16 protein-coding genes and 1 pseudogene are annotated in these 23993 nt (G+C 47.3%); 5 read left to right on the forward strand and 12 right to left on the reverse strand.

Annotated features, from left to right (window positions below):
* Positions 1–113 precede the first annotated feature (113 nt).
* The gene (locus tag AB4111_RS26765; RefSeq protein ID WP_442034021.1) at positions 114–1595 is read left to right on the forward strand and encodes an amino acid permease; all 1482 of its coding nucleotides are present in this window, start codon (positions 114–116) and stop codon (positions 1593–1595) included.
* Between the two features lie 229 nt (positions 1596–1824).
* On the forward strand, positions 1825–2466 hold the full coding sequence (locus AB4111_RS26770; RefSeq protein WP_442034023.1) for a class D sortase: 642 nt from the start codon (positions 1825–1827) through the stop codon (positions 2464–2466).
* A gap of 135 nt (positions 2467–2601) precedes the next feature.
* On the opposite strand, the gene AB4111_RS26775 is transcribed toward AB4111_RS26770, so the two are convergent.
* The 10 genes and pseudogenes from AB4111_RS26775 to xylA all read right to left on the reverse strand — a co-directional run bounded on the left by AB4111_RS26775 (position 2602) and on the right by xylA (position 19868).
* A complete protein-coding gene (locus AB4111_RS26775) occupies positions 2602–7125 on the reverse strand; it encodes a collagen binding domain-containing protein (protein ID WP_442034025.1) in 4524 nt (1507 codons plus the stop codon).
* A 162-nt stretch (positions 7126–7287) separates the two neighbouring features.
* Entirely contained in the window at positions 7288–8415 is a 1128-nt protein-coding gene (locus tag AB4111_RS26780) for a transglutaminase domain-containing protein (protein WP_062836448.1), read from the reverse strand.
* A gap of 198 nt (positions 8416–8613) precedes the next feature.
* On the reverse strand, positions 8614–11001 hold the full coding sequence (locus tag AB4111_RS26785; RefSeq protein WP_442034027.1) for an S-layer homology domain-containing protein: 2388 nt from the start codon (positions 10999–11001) through the stop codon (positions 8614–8616).
* A gap of 226 nt (positions 11002–11227) precedes the next feature.
* Entirely contained in the window at positions 11228–12154 is a 927-nt protein-coding gene (locus AB4111_RS26790; RefSeq protein WP_340912790.1) for an alpha/beta hydrolase, read from the reverse strand.
* Positions 12155–12320: 166 nt separating this feature from the next.
* The gene (locus AB4111_RS26795; protein WP_442034030.1) at positions 12321–12947 is read right to left on the reverse strand and encodes a bifunctional 4-hydroxy-2-oxoglutarate aldolase/2-dehydro-3-deoxy-phosphogluconate aldolase; all 627 of its coding nucleotides are present in this window, start codon (positions 12945–12947) and stop codon (positions 12321–12323) included.
* Between the two features lie 248 nt (positions 12948–13195).
* A complete protein-coding gene (locus AB4111_RS26800; RefSeq protein ID WP_442034212.1) occupies positions 13196–14266 on the reverse strand; it encodes a glycosyltransferase in 1071 nt (356 codons plus the stop codon).
* Positions 14267–14695: 429 nt separating this feature from the next.
* Positions 14696–15361 (reverse strand): annotated as a pseudogene (locus AB4111_RS26805) (glycosyltransferase); the annotation flags it as partial.
* The gene (locus AB4111_RS26810; RefSeq protein WP_442034032.1) at positions 15349–16065 is read right to left on the reverse strand and encodes a glycosyltransferase family 2 protein; all 717 of its coding nucleotides are present in this window, start codon (positions 16063–16065) and stop codon (positions 15349–15351) included. The gene AB4111_RS26810 and the pseudogene AB4111_RS26805, both read right to left, overlap by 13 nt.
* A gap of 216 nt (positions 16066–16281) precedes the next feature.
* Positions 16282–17775 carry a xylulokinase gene (xylB, locus tag AB4111_RS26815; protein ID WP_442034034.1) on the reverse strand — a complete coding sequence of 498 codons (1494 nt, stop codon included), beginning with the start codon at positions 17773–17775 and terminating at the stop codon, positions 16282–16284.
* A 776-nt stretch (positions 17776–18551) separates the two neighbouring features.
* The gene (gene xylA, locus AB4111_RS26820; RefSeq protein ID WP_091019299.1) at positions 18552–19868 is read right to left on the reverse strand and encodes a xylose isomerase; all 1317 of its coding nucleotides are present in this window, start codon (positions 19866–19868) and stop codon (positions 18552–18554) included.
* A 198-nt stretch (positions 19869–20066) separates the two neighbouring features.
* On the opposite strand from xylA, the gene AB4111_RS26825 reads away from it, so the two are divergent.
* Together AB4111_RS26825 and AB4111_RS26830 are read left to right on the forward strand one after the other, a co-directional pair.
* Positions 20067–21233 carry an ROK family protein gene (locus AB4111_RS26825; RefSeq protein WP_442034036.1) on the forward strand — a complete coding sequence of 389 codons (1167 nt, stop codon included), beginning with the start codon at positions 20067–20069 and terminating at the stop codon, positions 21231–21233.
* Between the two features lie 147 nt (positions 21234–21380).
* Entirely contained in the window at positions 21381–21578 is a 198-nt protein-coding gene (locus AB4111_RS26830; protein WP_053779005.1) for a hypothetical protein, read from the forward strand.
* Between the two features lie 139 nt (positions 21579–21717).
* Here AB4111_RS26830 and AB4111_RS26835 read toward each other — a convergent pair whose 3' ends face one another.
* Both AB4111_RS26835 and trxB read right to left on the reverse strand, forming a co-directional pair.
* Positions 21718–21948: a glutaredoxin family protein gene (locus AB4111_RS26835; RefSeq protein ID WP_253440961.1), complete on the reverse strand. Its 231-nt coding sequence runs from the start codon at positions 21946–21948 to the stop codon at positions 21718–21720.
* 69 nt (positions 21949–22017) lie between these two features.
* Entirely contained in the window at positions 22018–22959 is a 942-nt protein-coding gene (gene trxB, locus AB4111_RS26840) for a thioredoxin-disulfide reductase (protein ID WP_253440963.1), read from the reverse strand.
* 256 nt (positions 22960–23215) lie between these two features.
* Between trxB and AB4111_RS26845 the strand changes: the two genes are divergently transcribed.
* Entirely contained in the window at positions 23216–23947 is a 732-nt protein-coding gene (locus tag AB4111_RS26845) for a ZIP family metal transporter (RefSeq protein WP_442034039.1), read from the forward strand.
* The last annotated feature ends 46 nt before the right edge of the window (positions 23948–23993 follow it).

The following is a 23993-nucleotide window of genomic DNA, read 5'->3' on the forward strand; positions in this document are numbered from 1 at the left end:
TGGGACATGGTGCGGACATTGAAATATTAAAGACCGCAGGCTGATGCCTGTGGTCTTTTTGTTTAGGAAGCAATTATCGTAAACATCAGTATATCGAATGAAGGAGTGTTTCCATGCCAGACCGCAGTAACCCAACAACAACAACTGGACCTTCCCTGAAAAAAGGATTACGCGCACGCCATATGACGATGATCGCCCTCGGTGGCTCAATTGGCACCGGGCTGTTTCTCGCTAGTGGTACTGCCATCTCAACCGCAGGCCCTGGTGGCGCATTAATTGCCTACGCGGCCGTTGGCATCATGGTTTATTTCCTCATGACCAGCCTTGGTGAGCTTGCTACCTTTATGCCGGACTCCGGTTCATTTAATACGTATGCCGCACGTTTTGTCGATCCTGCCCTCGGGTTCGCCATGGGCTGGAACTTCTGGTACAACTGGGCGGTAACCATTGCAGCAGAGCTTGCTGCCGCTACAGTGCTCATTAAATATTGGTTCCCCGACAGTTCGTCCATGTTATGGAGCTTACTGTTCCTCGTGCTGATCTTTGCCTTGAATGTACTTTCCGTCAAAGGCTACGGGGAGTCCGAATACTGGTTCGCCATTATCAAAGTAGCTACCGTTATCATCTTCCTGGCCGTTGGTGTGCTTATGATCTTTGGTATTATGGGCGGAGAAGCCGTTGGTTTCAGCAACTTCACCATCGGTGATGCGCCCATTCATGGCGGATTCTTCGCCGTGTTAGGCGTATTCATGGCTGCGGGATTCTCATTCCAGGGTACCGAGCTTATCGGGGTAGCCGCCGGGGAAAGTGAAAATCCGCGCGAAAATGTACCTCGTGCGATTCGTCAGGTATTCTGGCGCATTCTGATTTTTTACATTTTGGCGATTACCGTGATCAGTCTGATCATCCCGTATACTCATCCGAATCTGCTCAAAGGAGATCTGGAAAATATCGGGGTCAGCCCGTTTACACTGGTGTTTGAGAAAGCTGGACTCGCCATTGCGGCTTCCGTCATGAATGCCGTTATTCTGACTTCTGTACTCTCTGCCGGAAACTCAGGCATGTATGCGTCGAGCCGGGTTCTCTATGCCCTTGCCCGAGACGGTAAAGCCCCTCGTTTCCTTGGTAAGCTGAACAAAAAAGGCATTCCCATGAATGCCTTGCTGCTCACCACAGCCGTTGGCATGTTGGCATTTCTTGCCTCCCTCTTCGGCGATGGCATTGTGTATACCTGGTTGCTAAATGCATCCGGTATGTGTGGTTTTATTACTTGGCTAGGTATCGCTATCAGTCATTATCGCTTCCGTCGTGCATACGTTGCACAAGGCAGGGACCTGAGCGATCTGCCTTACCGGGCACGTTGGTTCCCGTTTGGGCCGATCTTTGCCTTTGTCCTGTGTATTATCGTGATTATTGGACAGAACTATCAGGCATTTACGGGTGACGAGATCGACTGGAGTGGCGCCATCGTTGCCTACCTGAGCGTACCACTGTTCCTGGTGTTGTGGCTCGGTTACAAATGGATCAAAAAAACTAAAGTGGTGCCGCTGAAAGAATGTGATTTCACACCTACCGATGCATCAAGTAACAAATAGTAGCTCCAACGTACTATCATCTACAGATACAATTGACTTTATATAATAAAACCTCCCCTTGGCGTTGCAGTTTCCTACTGTAGCGACACCGGGAGGTTTTATTTTGGGTCAGCTCTCCTCTTCAAACATTCCTGTACGTCCTTTCGTCGCTGTCCATATTTTGTATAGGTCCGTAAGTAAAATAGAGAAAGGTATACTATTTTTCTTGGACAACGGGAGTTGACGTATAATGAAAAAATTCTCTATCCTGCTCATTCTACTGGGCATTCTGATCATCAGCTTTCCTTTCCTGAGGGGAACGTATTATGACTGGCAGCAAACCCGTGTTATGAACGATCTGGAGCAATTGCAAAACGGCTTGTCCAAGCTTAATCGATCCTTCGAACAAGGCATACAGGATGCGGCTTCCGCCGAGCCGACTACTAACAATACAGATCCATTGCAAGAGGCATCGTCGAATACGTTGGGTGTACTATCGATTGACAAGATTGATGTCCGCTTACCGATTCTGGAGGGTGCAACGGAAGAAAACATGAAGGTAGCTGCAACCCATCTTGTCGAGACCACTAGAATCGGTAACAAAGGTAATGCCGCCATTGCCGCTCATCGCGCCCACAGAAAAGGACGACTGTTCAATCGCTTGGGAGAACTCCAGATTGGCGATTCAATGGAAGTCACCCTGGCAGATCGAACGGTTATGAAATATAAGGTAGACCAGATATCCGTTGTGGAGCCAAATGACTTATCTGTGCTGGAAGACCCCGGACTTGGACAGGTCCTTACCTTAATTACCTGTGATCCACTCGTCAATCCAACACATCGGCTAATTGTAAGAGCTATTAAAGTAAATCCAGACGTTGCTGGGTTCTGATCTTCCTTATGATTCAGTTGAAACAAAATAAAACACCCTCTAGTATATTCACACGGTGACTCTGGGTCACTTGTGAAGCTAGAGGGTGTTTTTATCTGAATATGATCTGTTCCTGCATTACGTGCTGCGTGCGATCTAACGCTGAAGCAGTTGTCTACGTCGGAAGTAGATGTATCCCACACTACCTAGTGCCATCAGCATCATGCCCGCCACAGTGAAAGTCCATGTGCTCTCTTCGCCTGTCTTCGGCAACATTCCCTGTGATGCAGAGTTTCCGGTCTGCTGTGATGCAGAATTCCCAGTCCCCTGCGATCCATCTGTATCCGTTCCCGCAGAAGGTGCCAGTGCGCTATCCCCATCCGTTGTATCTGTATCCCCAACTGGAGGTGCAGTGTCGTCACCGTTGGAAACGCCAGGCGAAGGAGGAGTTACTCCGTTATCTTCATCTGTTGGAATTTCGGTTCCGTCTTCAGGTTCAGTAGGTCCAGTAACCACTGTGCCTGGGATAGACGTTCCTGGTGTTTCCGGTCCTGGTGTTACTGGTTTCTCCGGATCCGGTGTTACACCCGTAGTAGGTGTTCCCGGATTATAAGGTCCACTCGATCCACCGCCCGATACCGGGATAGCCTGATTTGTCTTTTCCACAACTACGGTTTCGGTTTGTATATTCGTAATTTCAAATGGTACAGGTGTTGTGTCCAAGATATATCCGTTCGGTGCTTTAACCTCAATCAAGCGATATGTGTTAGGTTGCAGATCGCTCAACTGAAGCTCACCATGGAGATCCGTTGTCAGGAGCGCTTGGTCAATTCCCGTAACGACGTCAAATTTCCAGTTTCCGTCCGCATCCATCAAGTTCGTCTGAGCCCACAATTCAAATACTGCACCTTGTAGATGCTGAGTTCGACCCGCATTGGTTTTAATCAATTTCACGGAACGATCATTTTCTTTATTTTCAATGGTCAATCGGGTTTCCGGTTTAGTGATAGATACAACCGTCTCAGGTTGTTCAATAACAAATCCTTCTGCCTTGGTTTCTACCAATGTATACGAACCATAGGTCAACCCGTCAAATTCAATGACCCCGTTCAGGTCCGTTACTTTTGTATCGATGACTATATTAGAAGAATCATGCAGCTCGAATTCAATCCCGCTTAATACGGAGTGATCCTTGGCATTTACTTTGGTAACGACAAGTTTACCACCCGTCCCCATTGCATTCGACTTCGTCAGTGTAATAATCTGAGTCTGATTCTCTACAATGGTGAAGGGGATCGGGGTAGCATCCAACTGATAAAACTCAGGTGCCACAACTTCGACCAATTCATAATCCCCAGGCAAGAGATCTCCTTTGGCGATTTTCCCATCTTCCCCTGTCGTTAACTCGTCTATTTTCTCTCGGGTTGCACCGTTGTTCAAGTATAATTCAAACGCTGCACCCTGGAGCTTCTTGGATGAGTCAATTGCATCTACCTTAGTTAATTCGAAGCCTTGACGAATCTTTTTATTTTCAATTTCAAAGGCGATATCCGCATCCTTGAATTCAATCGTTTTACCTGAGGCAGAGCCATACTCTGGATCAACCAAGTATCCTGCGGGTGCAGATAATTCTTTTAATTTATAAGGCACGCCATTCGTCAGATTGTTCAGACGATAGTTTCTGGAGCTTTCAACTACTCCATTCTCATCCGTTGGTTTCAATGTTTCCAGAAGCGTAGTCCCAGACGCATTATAGATTGCGAATATGGCTCCTTCCAGCGGAACGCCTGTATCACTGACTTTATGAATTCTGATTTTGCCCAGACCTGTGGAGGCTCCTCCACCCGCTCCAGCCAATGAAACTTTGATACCCACCTGATTGCCTTCGCCCACCACTGAAGAAGACTGACCTGCGAATTCAACTTTATTCTCAATTCGAGCGCCATGATCGGCATTAATATAGGACTGATATTCCAGAATAAATGCGGTATGAATATCTTTCTTGAAGGTGAAGGTAAATGTATTGCCTTCTACGATCAATTCATAATCAGCCGGATCAACCAGTCCAGCTTTGTTGGATATATTGCCTGAATTGTTGGCAGGCAGGTTCGTTGCATATAATTTCAATGAATCAGCCAATAAGATTTGGTTTTCCGACAGGGTATCTGTTAATGGAGAACCCGCTGGAACATAAGATTGACTTGGATTGATATTTACCGTCCATGATGCTTTATCCGTTGTACCGATCTGTTGACCTGTTTTTTGTACATACACACCACCGTGAGCTGGCGTAACGTTCGCTGATCTGTTAAAGCGCACTTCACCGCCTTCACCGTCGGTTAGGACAGCCTGGTTGGCATACGTGCCTTCGACGGAATAAGGTCCATCCAGACTTGTTTGGTACTGAATGCGATAAGCTGCTTTGCCGATGTTCCCCAGATCCAATGTGAAACCTTTACCGTCCGTGTTCAGCTGGAATTGTCCATCTGTCAGCGCAACCTCGCCGCCGACTGCAGTAACATTATTTTCTCCCTGCAACACCAGCTCATGAACCTTCAATGAACCGTCTACAAAAGATTGGTTACCTGTGTAGGCATCCTTGAGGATGGCTTCGTGAATATCGAACAAGTTGTAGTTTACATCAATTGTCCACGTGATCGTTTTGTCTTTGGCGCTGTATTCGCCCTTTTTGTTACCATTTTGAATGGTATACTCTTGCGGTTTGACCATAGCCGATTTGGTAATCGCAGTCTGTGCTACATCAGACTCTTCCCAATCGATCTTGGCCGAGTTGCGATATTCATTATCCGTTGGCATACCTGCCGTCGGATCAAAGCTTGTCGTATAGGTTATGACATGTTCGGTGTTAATGGTAACGCCGTCCTTCAGGCGAACGGAGAATCCTTTTTCATACGTTGGATCAGCCGGGTCTGGAGTCAGTTCGAAGTCGTCTTTGTTAAGCCCACTCACTTGAAGACTACCCGGAATCAGCTTCATGTGTCTGCCTTCATAATTGTCGGTGATGACGATATCCGTCATGTCCTGCAAATCACGGTTCAAAACTATCTGCCATTCGATTTCTTTTGTGTTGAAGTTTTCACTTTTCACGCTTTTGGCAAAAATGACTTCCCGAATGTCTTTCCGGCCTGTTTTGGAAGTGCCATCATACATGTTCACTGTGTTCGTAATGGTATCGTTGGTATATACACGATGAATGGATTGTGTATCATATTCGATCTCATAGGCCTTGGTAATGTCGTTCTTAAAATGTAATCTGAAGCCGTCATCGAACCCTGTATTCACCGCTTCAATTGTGTATTCATTCCGATTCACCAGCGTTCTGTTCGAAACCGCTCCGCTCGCATTAATATCAACTTGGTACACGTTGACGGAATTGTTGATCAGTTGCTGTTTGGCCGTATCAAAACGGTCTTCAATCCATGCATTTGCTTGCATGATTTCTTGCTGATTGTAGTTATATTGCACTTTCCATGTGATTGTCTGTGTCACCGGATCATACGCACTATCTTGCCCTGATTTGTTCAAGGGCTCATTAAAACTCACACGAACTCGGCCAATATCCGTTTCGTTATGCTCGCTCTGATCCGTTGTAAGCGCAACCTGGTTTTGATACTCCACATTGGTGAACGGAGCAGTGGTTGGTGCTTTAACACTCGTCGTATAGGTTACACGATAGGCCTTGTCTGTGTCTCCCAATTGAATTGGAAACTGTGGTTCTGTTTGAACGACTGGACCTTCTTTTACAGATCCATTCAATTGCACTTCTAATTCGCGAATTTCAATATTGCCCTTGAGTTCAAGGTTTGTTGGCAATGTATCTGAAAGAACCGCATTTTTCATAGCCTTCTCGCCTTGGTTAAAATCTACGGTCCATTTAATCTCATCCGAGTTGAAGTTGTTTTTGTTCGCGCTTCCCGATTTCTTCAACTTATCTATGGCTGTGTTGGCAAAATGCACATCGATGATGCGCTGCCCCACGGAGCTAAAGTCTATCTGTTGTTTCAAGCCATCTTCCATCTTGCTCTCATCGAACTTAAGCCACACGTAGAAGTTGCCTTCCAGCTGCGCATGCTCGATCAGTTCATTAAAGGTAAAGATGATTGTGCCATCTGGATTCACCACATACTCCCCAACACCGCCATCCAGATTACCTTTAAGCTGCGATCCAATGATGAATTTATCGGGCAAGTTGAAGGTGAACGTGGAACCATCGCTGTAGTTGTGGGTGTCATTTGCAAGCCCCCATGTAAAGACCACAGCCACCTCATCCTGAATACGTGGACGAATATCCTCAATCTTATCGCCTTTGATTTCAATCGTTCCATTTCCATTGTCTTGCGGTGCCTGATTGTACATCTGCACACTGGTAATCAATTGATCTGTAATTACCGGACCTGCAGCTGCATCAAGCAGATGCATCGTATTTTCCTCCTGATCTTCTGGAGTACTGGCATCCTTATCTTCTTCCAGAATGACAGGTTCTTCTTTCACTTCTCCCGAACCTGCCGCACCGTCTTCTACCGCTGTATCGCTCATTGCACTGGCTGGCAAATTAGTTAATTCATCCTGAGCATGCATCGTTGGTGTTAATATCCAACCCTGCATCATTTGTGTGACCAGCAACAGAGCAATGATCACTATGCTCACTTTTTTCCTCATTTTTTGCATATCCTCCTCGTACGTAGTGTTGGCATGCGCCGAAGAATAGAATAGCAAAGCGACATATACAAAAAATAGACAACACTAAAACCCTCGTCGTTGAACACAAATTGAACGCAAAAAAGGATACTCCTCAAGCGGAGCATCCTGTTCAAATGGTTGTTATAGTGTCCAGTTAATTTTGACGCGCAGATCCGTAGTACCTTCCATTTTGGACACATAATAAGATATCGATTTCATGCCAAGCTGGTACAAATCCTGCAAATCTTCAATCAGTCCAGCCTCCGTACCCTTGTACCTGAACGTGAGCGAGGTTCCGCCTTCCTTCAGTGTACTTTGAACCTTGGTCTTCAACGCAGCATGGCCTTTAACGGCATCCTGTTCATCATACAGGGAATAGTCCAGAGCATGGTACAGCTTCTGATAAGCGGCTTTTTTGCTATCTCCGGCCTTCACCAGCTTCAATAAAGCTTCTCGATATGGGGCTGGCGCAGCGGGGTACTTGCTTTTGCCTGTCCAGATATGGTCACGTGCCATCTCATCATCGCTTAACAAATAATAGCTGTGGCTTACCTTACCTTTCCGGTCAGGGGTAGGATCATCCCAGGTGGTGTCCATGTGATACCACTTGCCGTCCAGGTTCACGATATTCCAGGCATGAAGCTGCCCGCCTGCTGTACCTTCCACAATCCGGTTATCGATGCCTACTCGCTCCAGCATCCGATAAGCCAGCAATGAGTATCCCTGACAGACGGTACTGCCTGTAACAAGCCCGTCGTAGGCCGTATATTTCTTGAGCGAAGTATCGTAGGAAAGGTTAAGCACAATCCAGTCATGGATGACCTTGACCTTCTCATGATCCGTCATGCCGGGTTTGATGATTTCTTTCAACACATTCGTGACTTTACGATTCACATAATCGGTCTGTTCCTTGGTCTCCCGGTAGGAAAGTGTCACATGTACTTCGGCGGATACATTGGAGCCTTTATAATTAAATGCGTAACTTTTAACGGTATATTGGATATAGGGGTCACTCTTCATTGCCTCATCGATGGAGGTTTGTAATTGTTTTTTGAGACCTTTCACATTGCCTTTGTATGTAAAAACAAGTTCCTCCGTTCGCTGTGACATTGCGGTAAGCAAGGTCTGCCGCAAATCTGTTGCCGTGGATATATCCGATGTCCCTGATGCAGCATACAGTTGATCCAGATCAACCGTACGTGGTAACGCTACAGCAATCAGACAGCCTGCCAGCAGTATGGTGATAATTCGTTTCCCGTTCTTACCCATGAAAGGAACCCACCCTTCTTTGCAAAGTTCTCACGCCCTATTGTATCACAAAAGGCTCTGTCGTCATTCTAGTTTTGTCAAAGCAAATCAAAAGAGACCTTCTGTGGAAGGTCCCTTTGATCTTCAATTCATTAAATCACGAGTACCCGTTATCTTCAGCCTATGATTCACACGGGCATAATATGATTAATTCCTCGTCTAATACAGACGATTACCACTCATAAACGTATCTGTCTTGCCTTGAAGCTTCGCCAGCCGTTCCAATACCTGAGACGCTTCAGCTACCGTCACTTTGCGTGCAGGCATGAATCGTCCTTCAATCGAAGGAAGTAATCCCAGTTTCAAGCTCAGGGAAACCGCCCCTTTACTTGTAATGGCACTAGCATCCGCAATGTTGGGAAGATCGGATGACAAAGTGTAGAATCCAGCCAGCTTCTCATAGCGCAGTATACGTACAAGCAGCACCGCCAATTCTTCACGGGTCATCTCTTCTTGCGGGTTCAGATTCTGTTCCGGGTCTGCTCCGGCAAGCCAGCGTTGATCGATTAGAACCTTGATTGCCTTATAATAAGGGCTGTCAGGTGTCACATCAGCGTATAGCTTGTCATCTCCGTCCCCACTATAGTAGAGATCCATATTCGGGTTAATCGCTCTTGCCAAATAGTTAAACCAGTCTCCTCGGGTGATCACCCGATCTGGGAATACACGTCCCTGCTCATCCGCAAGCAACACACCATGCTGTGTCATATTGCGAAGCGCAGCTTCGGCCACATGGCCCAAGATATCCGTAGGTTCTGTCTTGCTTGCAGCACCTGTCTCCCCGTATTGAAGCTTCCACTCTCCCGTGTTAGCATCCAGTACTTCATAAGTGCCATAGATGGAATTCTCATCACGGGTTGGCATATAAGCAAGGTTAACCCCCACCGGAATAACTTGACCGTTGTTCAGACCGTATCCGCCATAACGGGAATATGCGAGGATCAGCTTGAACTCCTCCAGATAGAGTGCCTTGGCCTCTTCATAACTGATGGCTGGCTTATCATCTGCTGGCAATTGTTCAGGTGTTGCGGCAATGCGTGTATAGAACTCATTCACGGTTCCATCGTTCAACACCTGCACTTGTGCCGTATCATCTTTCACCTGAATTCCGTTCAGATAGCGTTGGAACATAAACGTACGAGCATCGTCTATCTCAATAACGTTAGCCAATCGAAATTGCTCCGTTGCATCTGGAACTAACGCAATCACCGTGTTCATCGCCAGTTTCTCAGCCTGCTTCCGGGTAATCAATTTGCCTGTTTTCTCTTCAGTCTGCTTTTCCTGCTCTGGTCCAATGCGTTGCATCATCGTATAGCTGTAGATCTGACCAGTCACTGCATCTACCTGTGCTGAAATATCCCGCATGAACATATAGGACGTATTGGCACTTCGATCGCTCCAGCTCAGACTCCATACCTGATTGTTCGGACTTGCAAAAAAACCTTTGCTTAACTGGCTATGCTCCAGCTTGTAACCCTTGGGAATATCAAAGTTCGTTACCACCCGATTGGCGGCCTGCTGTACATTTAATCTTGTACCATTGGTCGGAACAAAAGACGTTACGTCCCCTTGCAACTTCGTATCCTGCTGTAAAGAATCCTCGTCCACTGCTTTGCCTGTTAATGTATTAATCCGTTCCAACGTATTGGCTTCAATCGGAACAATACTGATATTCTTCGGTGTATATCCAAGGTAGTACTGCTGACCCTGTTTGGAAGACGACCGATCTTTGGAGATATAAGCCAGCTCTACATCAAACTGTTCTTCAAACTGCTGTCTGGCCTTCTCTTCCGAAGCTGCCGGTTTCGATGAAGGATATTTAGCAGCGGTAGTACCTCGTGAGTAACCTGTCACCAAACCACTTTCATCCACATTGATGTAGACTGTCTCTGCGTCAGATAACAATCCGTCATGTTTTAACTGGTAAGCATATCGATATTCTGTTCTGCCAAACAAAGACTCTTGTTCGATGGAAGAATACAGATCTCCTAGCGGAGCATACTCCGTATCCTTCAAGCCTGGTATCGCTTGATACAACAGTGCAACAGCCTTCTCTTCAGCTTCAGCTTTCGTTAGCTTAACATCCGATCCCGAGACATGTTTATCCAGAATATCCGATGGTAGATGTACACTTAACACTTCCCCTGTGCCTGCATGTACAGTCCCACTGAATCCCGATGTATGATTGCCTTGTGTAATCTGGAATCCAATCTCCCATGCCTTGTAGTCTGGCGGTGGATAGGAATTCGGTGAATCGAATCGTGCAGATGAGATCGTTGCTTTCTTTAACAATGGAAATAATCTAAGTATATTTTCACTGGCTTGCCTGGATGAGATTTTCGCTCCCTCTGGCACGTCATTGCTGGTTGCGTCTAGTTGTTCATTTTCCCCCGTTGTCGCTTCGTTCACCTGCTCTGCTTGCGCGGCTGATGCGCTGCCTGCAAAACCTGGTGTTTGCGTAGCGAGCAGCAGTGTTGCCATCGCTGCGGTTGTTGCTTTGGTTGCGAACATTTTGATACGTACATTGAACTTCCAATTCAAACTCAAATCTGGACCTCTCCCTTCAATTTCATACAAAGAAGCATAACAAATAACCTCGCATGAATATTGCCAGTCTATTCTATGATACCATAAGCTTCCTTTTTAATCGTCTTTTCCCGTCAATTTTACAATTGTGAATTTCTGCATATTGCTCATAACAGCAAAAAAAACGCCAATCATGTTGGCGTTTTCTCTGTTAGCCTGCACTCTTATGTAGGCTGGTTCTACTCTGTTAACTGCTCGCTATAGACGAATCATTCGACTTCGCCTGACCATGAACATGGGTTTTCAAAAATGGAATAACGGTATCCCAGAAGGCGGGATCTTCCTCGGAACAACTGTGTCCTCCACTATTAACCCATAGATGTTCCACAGGCGGATCGGCTTTGGACATAAAATATTCAAGCTCACTCGGAGGAATAAAATTATCTCCCTTGGAGTGCACCATGAGCATTGGGAGTTGCATCCCCCTGCGCCGTTCATTCAGCATCATCACCGGATCACGCTGACGATAGGATTTCAGAGATTCACCCAATCGCCAGAACCAGATTCTCGGAATTAACTGGGCCAGGGGAAACAGAGGCAGACGCCGGCGTCTCAGCTCCGAACTGACGATAACCTCAAATTGGGATGGCATGGAATCCGTAATTACTGCTGATACCGGAATTCCTTCCGTCACTGCAAGAATCGTACCCAGTCCACCCAACGAATGTCCAAGTACTCCGATTGCATCCGCATCAATCTCTGGTCGTGCAGTCGTATACTGCAATGCCGCCAGCAGATCATCCCGGAACAGATAGGCAGATGCAGCACGAACCGGATCACTGGCCCCATGACTGCGGACATCATACATAAACAGGGCATATCCTGCTTCCCAGATCGGCCTCGCATAACGAAGAACACGGGAGCGATTGGAACCCCAGCCATGTGCAATAATCACAAGCGGCCATGGTTTCGGAATGTCGGCTCTGGCCGGGATGAACCAGCCATGCACCCGACCTCCCCCACTGTCAAAGGTCACATCCTCAAATGGCATTGGGGGTGTGAGTGTGATTGGAATCTTCTTGGGCGTCTGGCTCTTTACCGCCGCCTTCCATAATCCACCTGCCGTTACTGCAGCAACGGCCAGCATGCCGCCAATCATTGTTTTAGCTTTCACAGGGCATCTCTCCTCTCCGAATTCTGGCATACATCCATCATAAGACACTAGAATGAACGGCACGTTAAACGACATCGGTTTTTATGATAACGAATAATCCAACAATTGATCTAAAGCTACCTTAATATATACCCAAATGTACATATCCCTCATCTTTCGCTGAAGTCTAGGCTTCAGCTACTTCCACAAATCTCCGTGCACATGCTGCAATCTGCTCATGATCTCCTGCTACAAGGGCTTCACGTGGTAAAAGTGCACTTCCCAGACCTACCGCAGCAGCACCTGCTGCATAGTAGTCAGCAATATTCTCCAGTGTGGCGCCGCCTGTTGCCAACAGCGGGATGTGGTTCAGCGGAGCTTTAATCTCCCGCAGATACGGTATGCCCAGGCTCGCCATCGGAAACAGCTTCACAACACGTGCTCCCGCTTCATGGGCAGCGACAATCTCCGTAGGTGTCATGGCTCCAGGCCAGATCTCGACACCATGTTCTACAGCATATTCAATGACAGACAGATCGACATTGGGGGACACCAGAAACTGTGCTCCTGCAGCGACCGCTTCCTTCGCCATCTGCACATTCAGTACCGTACCCGCTCCAACATAAGCCTTTCCTTCATGCCGCTCACGCCAGTCTGCAATAATATCATGTGCTCCAGGTGTGTTCAGCGTGACTTCCATCAGTCGAATTCCACCACTCGTCATGCCTTGTCCAGCTGTTACTGCCGCTTCACGGCTAATACCGCGCACAATCGCGACCAGCCTCGACTCCAATAGTACTTCCGTCAGATTCATATTCAGTTCCCCTTGCTTCATCAATTCGGCAGCCGAAGACAGGTAATCATGTTCACCGCTTTTCCGTTAGTCATTATTGTAAAGCATATCCTCCCCTGGATGAAATACATTAATCCATTTCCAAAGTGAATCCGTCCTCGATGGATACTATGAAGTCATTGCATTGCAACGTAAAAAAACCTCTCCATGGAAATGGGGATGATTCACCCATTCAATTCCACGAAAGAGGCATCATTGCGACCGTAATGCTAAGCATTTTCCAATACGTTATCCTTCTCCAGATCTTTAAAGTAACGATCGTTATATAACATGCTCGGATGTGTTGGATGATAGGCGAGTGCAATATCATTATGTTCCCGTGCCTTGGCACGGTTACCCATCCGGTCATAACATACACATAGTTGCAGATGCGGCATCCAGGTCCAGGCTGCTTCATTTAGCACCACCATAGGATCATCAGGACGTACAGCACGTGTCGCCTGTTCGTACCAGAACAGGGCTTTGCGATAATCTTCACGGTCGGCAAAATAACCACCCAATCGACAACAAATCTCGGCTCTTGGCAAATCATAGGCGAACGATCGGAACAACGCTGTTACTTCCTGTTCCGATCGTTTAAGTGCAGCCTCACAATCCGCAATTTTCTGGCAAGCCGCAATCTGATCTTCCACCCAACCCAGCCCGGTGTCCAGAAACTTTTCGTAGTACTTCACCGCATCCTCATGCTGTCCATGGTCCTTCAATTCATTGCCAAAATAGTACAAGTCACGCGGTGAGAATTCCTCTCCGGCCTGTTCCCTTTTACGATAGATCCGCAGATTCCGATCCGTATATTCCTTATCTTTCTTATGGGTAACCGCTATATCACTATGCAGCAGATTGCCTGCTACAGCCAGATATTCATGCACCGCGCCTATCCAGCGAAATTGTCGGTCCCGACGCACCAGGCGATTCCGGCGCAGACTGTAGGATACTTTGCCTTCTGCCGTGAATGACAGATTGTAATCCATCGTGACACTATCAACAGCCGGGTCCAGCGAACGTTTCAGGGCAATAAGTTTCGCCCGATCTTCCGCTTCAAATACATCGTCGGCATCCAGCCATAGAATATATTCGCTCTTCGCCTGATCGAAGGCAAAGTTGCGTGCTGCTGCAAAGTCATCCACCCATTCAAAATCAACGATACGATCCGTATATCTGGAAGCGATCTGACGGGTACGATCCGTTGAACCGGTATCAACGATCACAATCTCATCGGCAATGCCGTTGACCGAATCCAGACATCTGGCGAGGGAAGCTTCTTCATTTTTCACAATCATACAGAGCGTAATGCTGATCGTCTCTTCGCCACGTCTGGCTCTGCGGTTAAAGGCAGCTACCCCCGGCAGTTCGGATAAGCGATAGATGTGGTACGCCGGGAGATGCGTATCAACGAAAAGGCGAAAACCAAGTGCCTGCGCACGGATACAGAAATGACGATCTTCGCCCCAGAAGGATACATTCGGAATCTGGTCATAGGAAACCCCGGCTGCCAGAACATTTTTGCGAATGAGCGTACATGCCCCCAACCCTCCAACTTCGTAACAACCTGGTATCCGCAGTTGATCCAGAAAAGCAGTCGTTTGCGCGCCCTCGTCTTCCGCTTCATTCCCGGCTGATGATTTGCCACCGCGACGATACAAAGCATACTCATCTTGCAACCAGACTTGAGGCATTTCCCTGGCCCCCGGCTGCCATCGGGTCCAAAAGATATTGGATACGATATCTTTGCCGCTCGATACAAGTTGTTCCAATGTCCGCGGATGCAACACCAGGTCAGAATCTATCAGGAAAACAGCATCATACTCGTTGTCGCGTGCATAATTCAAAATGCGGTTTTTCAGACCAGCTACACGCCAAATCTGTTCATCCTGCCAATAGTGGCCTCCCTCATCCTTGGTGTACAACCCTTTGTTGTCAGGATTATCGCTGCTATGTTCATCTGCCTGAATAACCGTCCCTTCATGCTGGAGCACAAATTCACGTAATATATTCGACGCAGCTTCTTCCTCGTTATCGTCGACAAACAGATAATCCGTCTTCACTGTTGTTCTTTCCAGTGCATGCAGAGAATCCAGAAATTCACGGAGCACTGGAGTTGTCTGACGAACCGGGCTGGCGATCAGTATTCTTTCCTGGGCAAGCGTTTCAAGATTTTCCGATTGGCCGGTTTCCTGTGATATAGCAGAATGTCTGGACGGTCGATGATTACTCTGGCTCTCTTTCTGGTTTTCATGTTGGTTTTGATGTTGCTTCTCTTTCAGTTTCTCATCTTCTTCGGAATTCGGCTCTATTGGAGGTTTGGATTCTTCTTGGGATTGGTGTAACGGGTCTTTCTTCAACGTGCTCACTCCCCCTCTCCTTATTCGACCCATGCCAACAGTCGTGGCTCTTGATCCAATATCGATTCGTACTGTTCCTTCCAGCCGTATCTTGCTTCAGGGTCCAGTGCTTGATAGCGTTCATATTTGCGGATGCGATCTTCTTCCCGTGCCCACCCATAATGCTTCACCCGGGGAGCATGACAGCCATAAGTCCAATGCTGGATCGTTAACGGAAAGCGCCCACAATGCTGAGGAGTTTCCTTCCATTCATAGCTCATCCCCGGGTGATAACGAATCAGAAATGGCCGATAGTAGGCATGCGCCCGCCAGAACTCATCTTCCCGGTAATGCGTATCACTCCACATATCAAACAATCTGAAATAAATCGCATCCTCGTTGCCACTGAGCAACAGATCGCGTACAGCCCCAAAGTCACTGGTTAGAATCTCATCCGCATCCAGATTCAAAATCCACTCCGGATTGGTCGCCACCGTCTCTTCCCATTGTTGTTTTCTCAGGCTTACCTCGTCTGCAAAACGTGAAGCAGCGTTCTCCACCAATACAAGTGGAATACCGTCCAGAAGTTCCCGGCACATCGCAACCGTTCCATCCGTGCTTCCGTCATCAATGATTACCGCGCGATCAATCCAGGGACGATGTGTCTCCAAAGCCTGCCTGAGATACCGATTCTCCTCATTACGAACGATCATCGACAAGGTAATATGTGGTCTTCCATGTTCCTCATGTTCATCCAAAGCTTCACCCCCATTCTCAAGCTTCTTCCTATTAAAAACGTCGGACACACGATGCCTGGACGGATCACAATCCTCTATTCTCAATCTATGCAGAGCCGGAATGCGGATATGCAGGACAAGGAAACCTTTCATGGGGTTAATCTTGTTGAACGACAAAAAAGCACCCGCCTGTGCGGATGCTTCTGCATGTATGATATAAATATTTAATGCGATGAATTAACGGTATGATGCCAGACGATCATTGAGACTACGTGTCTGTCCATAGACTTCCTGGTACAGTGCGAACAATCCATCATAGACAGCAACCGTTTCCGGGTTGGGCTCATAGGACTTCGCCGGACGAATGAACGCTGTTGCGCACTCCTGCAAAGACGGGAACCAGCCACAGCCATAGGCAGCCAGCATTGCTGCCCCCATCGCCGGACCCTGTTCGCTCTCTAACTTCACAATCGTGGCGTTAAAGACATCCGCCTGCATCTGCAACCAGGCTTCATTTTTGGCACCACCACCAATGGAGATGACTTCATTGACGGTTTTACCTGCCCCGCGCAGAATATCAATCGATTCACGCAGCGAGAAGGTAATGCCCTCCATCACCGCACGTCCAAAGTGCTCCAGCTTGTGCCCGGCATCCATACCGATGAAGCTGCCCCGGATATTCGCATCTGGATGAGGTGTACGCTCCCCAACAATATAAGGGGTGAACAACAATCCGTTGCTGCCGGCCGGAATCTGATCAATGCCCTGCAAGAGCACATCAAAGGATTTGTCTGCTGCAAACGTATCCTTGAACCAGGACAGGCTATATCCTGCGGCAAGTGTTACCCCCATAATATAGAAGGCATCTTTCTCGCCGTGATTGAAAAAGTGTACTTTGCCTTCAAAATCGAGATCTTTACGCTCTTCATAGGAAAGCACTACACCGGACGTTCCGATGCTGCACATCGTCTGTCCTTCACTCAGAATGCCTGCGCCAATGGCACCGCATGCATTGTCTGCGCCACCTGCATATACTTTTGTCGCGGCTGCCAGACCTGTTTGATCCGCAATCTCAGGCAACAAGGTGCCCACTTCCTCAAACGATTCCACGAGACGTGGACATAGGGAGATCGGCAGCTCGAATGCTTCTGCAATCTCGTTGCTCCACTGCTTGCCTGCAACGTCCAGCAGCAAGGTACCCGCTGCATCGGAATAGTCCATGGCGTAATCCCCTGTCAGGCGATAACGAACATAGTCTTTTGGTAACAGGAATAAGGATGCTTGCTGCAGCAGTTCAGGCTCGTTCTCCTGAACCCACAGAATTTTTGGCAAGGTAAAACCTTCCAGAGCGCGGTTCCGGGCAATGCTTAACAGCTTGCCATCCAGCACTTTTTCGATCCGGCGGCACTGAGCCGTTGTGCGTGTATCGTTCCACAGGATTGCATTCCGCAGCGGTTTACCTTCGGCATCTACCAAGACCAGTCCATGCATCTGTCCAGAGAAGCTCAGACCTTCAATTTCCGAAGGCTGCACGCCAGATACTTCGAGCAATTTGCGTAGGGAAACAATCGTCTGCTCTACCCAATCATCGGGATTTTGTTCACTGTATCCAGCCTTGGGCTGATACAACGGGTATGCCTCCGATGCTTCAAATGCCACTTTTCCTTCACGATTGACCAACACGGTTTTGACCGCACTGGTTCCCAGATCGACACCAATTACGTAACTCATAGGTTAACTCCTCTCGTTTGTGACAAGATTGTATAAATGAAACCTTGATGCTCATGTGGCCACTCCGTGATCAGAAAACCCTTGGATCGCCGTTACCCCCGGATTTCCTTTAATCCCTTTGGCAAGGGAGAAATCCGGGGATAAATGCGCACGCTTCGCTTCCTCGGGTCCTTTCTGTTCACTCCGTTTTGCATGCACCATCTTAGAAGAACATTTATATCAAAACAGTAAAAACATACTCGTTTTTGTAGCGAATAGATGATCCAATGACCTTGATTCGTCATTGGTTATAAATGAAACCCTTGATGCTCATGTGGTCACTACGTGATCAGAAAACCCTCGGATCGCCGTTACCCCCGGATTTCCTTTATACCCTTTAGCAAGGGTGAAATCCGGGGATAAGCCTATGCCTCCGAAGCCAGCTTTCTTTCAGAAAGCTCTTAGCGAACGCTTCGCTTCCTCGGGTCCTTTCTGCTCACTCCGTTTTGCATGCATGATCCTGGACACACATGGATATGAAACGAGTAAAACATACTCGTTCTTATAGCAGAAAGATAAATCCAATGACCTTGATTCGTCATTGGTTATAAATGAAACTTTGATATGCATGTAGCTCACTTGTGCATGATTGGCTCAGGTATCAAAAAACCGTCCCCGCCTTCCCAGGGGAAAGTCGGGGACGGTCCGAATGTCATGCTTGTTCAGGCGTCCCGTGGTACAAGCTCGTGTAGGGAGGCATGGTTACATGCCATTCGTTGCACAGATGAATTCTAATATTAGTCAGCCAGAATGTACTGGTTCAGTTGTGCTCTCAGCAATTCCTGACGTCCGGATTGGTTTTTGCGTGGGCTTTCATTGTTCAGTGCATACTCAGCAAGGGAAGCAAGTGTTGCTTTACCTGCAACCACATCTGCACCAATACCTTCGCTGAAGCTGCTGTAACGTTTTTCGATGAAGTCATCGAATACGCGATCTTCGATCAGTTTTGCAGCTACTTTCAGACCTTTCGCATACGTATCCATACCTGCGATGTGTGCCAGGAACAGATCGTCTGCTTCGAAGGAGCCACGACGTACTTTCGCGTCAAAGTTCACACCACCACGGCCGATACCACCGTTTTTCAATACTTCATACATGGTCAAAGTCGCATCGTACATATCAACAGGGAATTCATCTGTATCCCAACCAATCAACATATCGCCTTGGTTCGCATCAAGGGAACCGAGCATACCGTTGGTACGAGCAACGCGGATTTCGTGATCGAATGTATGACCAGCCAGTGTAGCATGGTTCGCTTCCAGGTTGAGTTTGAAGTGTTTGTCCAAACCGTATTTTTGCAAGAAAGCAATGGAAGTTGCTGCATCATAATCATATTGGTGTTTCGTTGGCTCTTTCGGTTTAGGTTCGATCAGGAATTGTGCGTCAAAGCCAATTTCCTTCGCGTAGTCTACAGCCATGTGGAACATGCGAGCAATGTTGTCTTGCTCCAGTTGCATGTCTGTGTTCAGCAATGTGTCGTAACCTTCACGTCCGCCCCAGAATACATAGTTTTCAGCGCCCAGACGTTTACCCACTTCCAGACCTTTCTTGATCTGTGCCGCAGCGTGAGCATACACATCTGCGTTACACGTGGAAGCTGCACCAAACATGAAGCGTGGGTTCGAGAACATGTTCGCCGTGTTCCAGAGCAGTTTTTTGCCGCTGGATTTCATATGATCTTCAATCAGATCAACGATTGTATCGATGTTGCTGTAGAACTCACGCAGGTTGTTGCCTTCTGGTGCAATGTCCACATCGTGGAAACAGAAGAACGGGAGATTCATTTTTTCCAAAAATTCAAATGCCGCTTCCACGCGTACTTTCGCGAGGTCCAGACCCGAGTATTTATCCCACGAACGAACAGCAGTCTCCGCACCGAACGGGTCACTGCCGCCTGCAGTTAATGTATGCCAGTAAGCCATGCCGAAACGGAAATGTTCTTCCATCGATTTGCCGGCTACCACTTCTTCCGGATTATAATGTTTAAAAGCAAAAGGATTCTTGGAATCTTTACCTTCGAATGAAATTTTATTAACGGATTCAAAATAGGCCATGTGTAAAATGCCTCCTCAATAGTTTTAAGAAATCGTTTACACCGTTATCCTATCACATCGAATTTACTTTGTCTATTGGTTAAACAAAGTAAAATAAAATTGTTTTTTACACGCTTGTTTACGCTATAATAGTCGAATAACTTGTTTCGGATGTGGGTCAGAACCCTTTTATCAGAAGAATAGGAGTGCCTTAACGATATGAAAATAACCGGAGACCAGATGCTGGTCAAAAAAATAAACAAGTCGATCGTGCTCGATACGATCCGGCGTCACGCTCCCCTCTCTCGCGCGCGGGTATCGGAGGTTACAGGACTGAACAAAGCGACCGTATCCAACCTCGTTGCAGATCTGATCAACGATGATCTCGTGCAGGAGATTGGCCCTGGAGAATCCAGTGGCGGACGCAAACCACTCATGTTGCTGTTTCGAGGGACATCCGGCTATGCTGTCGGACTGGAACTCAGTGTGACCCACTTGAAGGGTGTGCTTACAGATCTGGAAGGACACATCATTACAGAGTACGCAGTGACATTGGAACATCATGACGTATCCTCTGTACTGGAGCAATTAAAATTGGCTGCACAGCAACTTATCGAGGCAGCTCCTGCTTCCCCGCATGGTATTATTGGCATCGGTATCGGGGTGCCCGGCATGGTCGATGAGGCAGGAATGGTCCTCTTTGCACCCAACTTGGGCTGGGAGAAGGTAGCTCTGCGATCCATGCTTGAAGAAGAATTCGCACTGCCTGTCACCATCGATAATGAAGCCAATGCTGGCGCTCATGGAGAGTTGAACTTTGGTGCGGGCATTGGTGTCCGTCACATGATCTATATCAGTGCAGGCATGGGGATTGGTTCAGGCATCATGGTGGATGGTGAATTATACAAAGGCGCGTGGGGCTACGCTGGGGAAACAGGTCACATGTCCATTGAAGCGGAAGGTCTGCCCTGCTCCTGCGGAAATCGTGGTTGTTGGGAGTTATACGCATCGGAAAAAGCCTACGAACATCCGGATCATCAGCTGAAATTACCTGCTCATACCACACGTGAGCTGATTCATTATGCCGAGCAAGGCCACAAGACTGTTCAGGAATTATACGACACGATTGGACGCAAACTGGGGATCGGCATTACCAATATCGTGAACAGTTTCAACCCGGAACGTATTATTATTGGTGGACCGCTCTCTGAGGCAGGTCCCTGGATTGAAACAGCGTTAAAACAGGTTGTCGAAGAACGTACGTTACCCTATCATCGCCGCAGTTTGCAGATTGAATGGGCAGCTCTGGGCAGCCGTTCCACCCGTGTTGGTGCCGCTTACTCTGCAATATCCCAATTTTTAGGAAAAATAAGAGTTTCCGTCTAATAACAGATGAAAAATGACATCATTTCGCCCCATTTCCTCCCTTTTTGTTAAAGAAATCCAGATGTATAATGGGGTTATGTGATTTTTGTCATGGCTGTGTGGATATAGCTGTGTTAATTCCGATAACGAAACGGAGTGAAAAGAAGCGTGACCTACGTGGATACTTCAGATATCTCGGCGCAAATGTTTGTCACCGTACTCCTATTCCTGATTGTGCTTGCGCCCCTGTTCAGCCTTGGCATACTCCGATTGTTCCAGAGCAAAAAGAAGGCTGGTTTCATGTACATGCTGTCAGGAGTGCTGGTATATGTTGTGTTTCAGACATTCATGAGCATTTTTTTCTAAATTATATGCTGCCTTATGCACAAAAAACCGTACCCTTCCGGGTACGGTTCTTTCTATATCCTAACGGCTCGCGAAAACCGGAATTTCATATGAATTGAAACGTTCTTCAACACATCATGTTCCAGATGATCAGCGTAATTTAAGCGTCCAACGCTTTGGCAAATTGGGTTTTGTTCATACCCAGAATACGGTGTTCACCAATTACAGTCAAAGGCACGGCACGTACACCCATGTCCCATACTTGTTGTGCAAATTCATCGCTAGTTTCGATGTTGCGCTCTTCATACGTGATACCTTTGTCAGCCAGGAACGTTTTTACCGATTTGCAGTTCGGGCAGTTCGTTGATGTATATACAATTACGTTTTCCATGTTTAATTCACCTCATATGGTTTATATTATTCTATCGTTGGTTGGAATCAGTGGAATCAGCTCATTCTATTACAGAACTACTGCGCTGTGCTCCAAGCTTTCAATGTATTTCTCGGTGTCCATGGCAGCCATACATCCGCTTCCTGCCGCTGTGATTGCTTGTTTGTAACGTGTATCCTGCACGTCACCACATGCGAATACGCCTGGGATGTTTGTCTCGGATGTACCTGGTGTAGTCAGGATATAACCGTGTTCGTCCGTAGTGATCTGTCCGCCAAGGAATCCAGTGTTTGGTGTATGACCAATAGCTACGAATACGCCACTTGCCGGAATCACTTCTTCTAGACCTGTTTCGTTGTTCAATACTTTTAGACCTGTTACGCCGTTGTCACCAGCAAGTACTTCGAGTGGTGTACGATTCAAAGCCATTTCTACTTTTTCGTTGCTGCGTGCACGATCCTGCATAATTTTGGAGCCACGCAGTTCTTCACGACGGTGTACCAGCGTTACTTTGGAACCAAAACGGGACAGGAAGCTTGCTTCCTCAAGAGCAGAGTCACCACCGCCGATAACGATGATTTCTTTGTTACGGAAGAAGAATCCATCACATGTTGCACATGTGCTGACACCGCGCCCTACATTTGTTTCTTCACCAGGGATACCCAGGTATTTAGCAGATGCACCTGTAGACAGGATCAATGTTTCGGATACGAGTTCCCCCATACCTTCAACTTGAATCTTGAATGGACGCTCGCTCATGTCGATGTTGTTCACCCAGCCAGTGCGGAATTCAGCACCGAAACGTTCTGCTTGTTTACGCATGTTATCCATCAGTTCAGGACCCATAATGCCATCAGGGAAACCTGGGAAGTTCTCCACTTCAGTCGTTGTTGTCAGTTGGCCACCAGGTTGTGGACCTTCAATAACGAGTGGGCTCAAGTTCGCACGTGCCAGATAGATCGCTGCTGTCAGCCCTGCAGGGCCTGTTCCAATAATTATTGATTTATACATGTATAGTTCCTCCCCCGGGTTCTGCAAAAAGGTTAGTCCCTCCGGCATCAAAAGCTGTTGCTTTTGCATACACTAGAACGAAAAGCCTAGATCATGTCCACAAGACCTGCCTGCGTAATGACAATAATCCTATGCAGAAACGGAATTCTAATTTATAATCATTCTAATCTGTTGTTCATTATGATCTCTTTTATGTACGGTGTCAATGCTCGGCAGCGATTATGAAGAAGTCTTCATCAGGAGGGAAAATGGAAGCATGAACGATGCACTCATTGGCAGTATTATATCAGCCATGTCTACCGGCCTAGGGGCCGTACCGATTCTATTTATGCGCAAAATATCACACCGTCTGCGTGATATCTTGCTGGCATACGCTGCAGGTATTATGACCTCAGCCTCGGTTTATAATCTCATTCCGGAAGCGCTCGGCCAATCGAATCTCTTTGTACTTGCATTTGGTATTATGCTTGGCAGCCTGGTTCTACTGGTGCTGGAGATGAAGATTCCACACGTCGATCTGGAGAATCCCGAGAAAATGCCTTTTAAAATTGAAGCCAAAGCCTTCATGATTATTGCAGCGATTACCATGCATAACCTGCCGGAGGGGTTATCGGTTGGTGTCAGCTACGCAAGCTCGGATGCGAACCTGGGCAATCTTATTGCCTTCTCCATCGGATTGCAGAATGCGCCGGAAGGATTCCTGGTCGCCCTCTTTCTAGTGAACCAGAATATTGGCCGCTTCAAAGCACTGGGCATTGCCACCCTGACCGGAGCAGTAGAGATTATTACAGCGATGATTGGTTACACATTAAGCAGTCTCGTATCCGGCCTTGTCCCTTATGGTCTGGCATTTGCAGCCGGTGCGATGATGTTCATTGTCTATAAAGAACTCATTCCCGAAAGTCACGGTGACGGTAATGCACGAGTGGCGACCATCTCGTTTTTACTCGGACTCATCACGATGATCGGTCTGACCGAACTGTTTTAATTGAAGAATGTATACTTACTGGGCACGTTAAATCTTGTTTAAGACC

Origin of the sequence: Paenibacillus sp. 2KB_22 (assembly GCF_052115745.1) — a bacterium.
Classification (GTDB): domain Bacteria; phylum Bacillota; class Bacilli; order Paenibacillales; family Paenibacillaceae; genus Paenibacillus.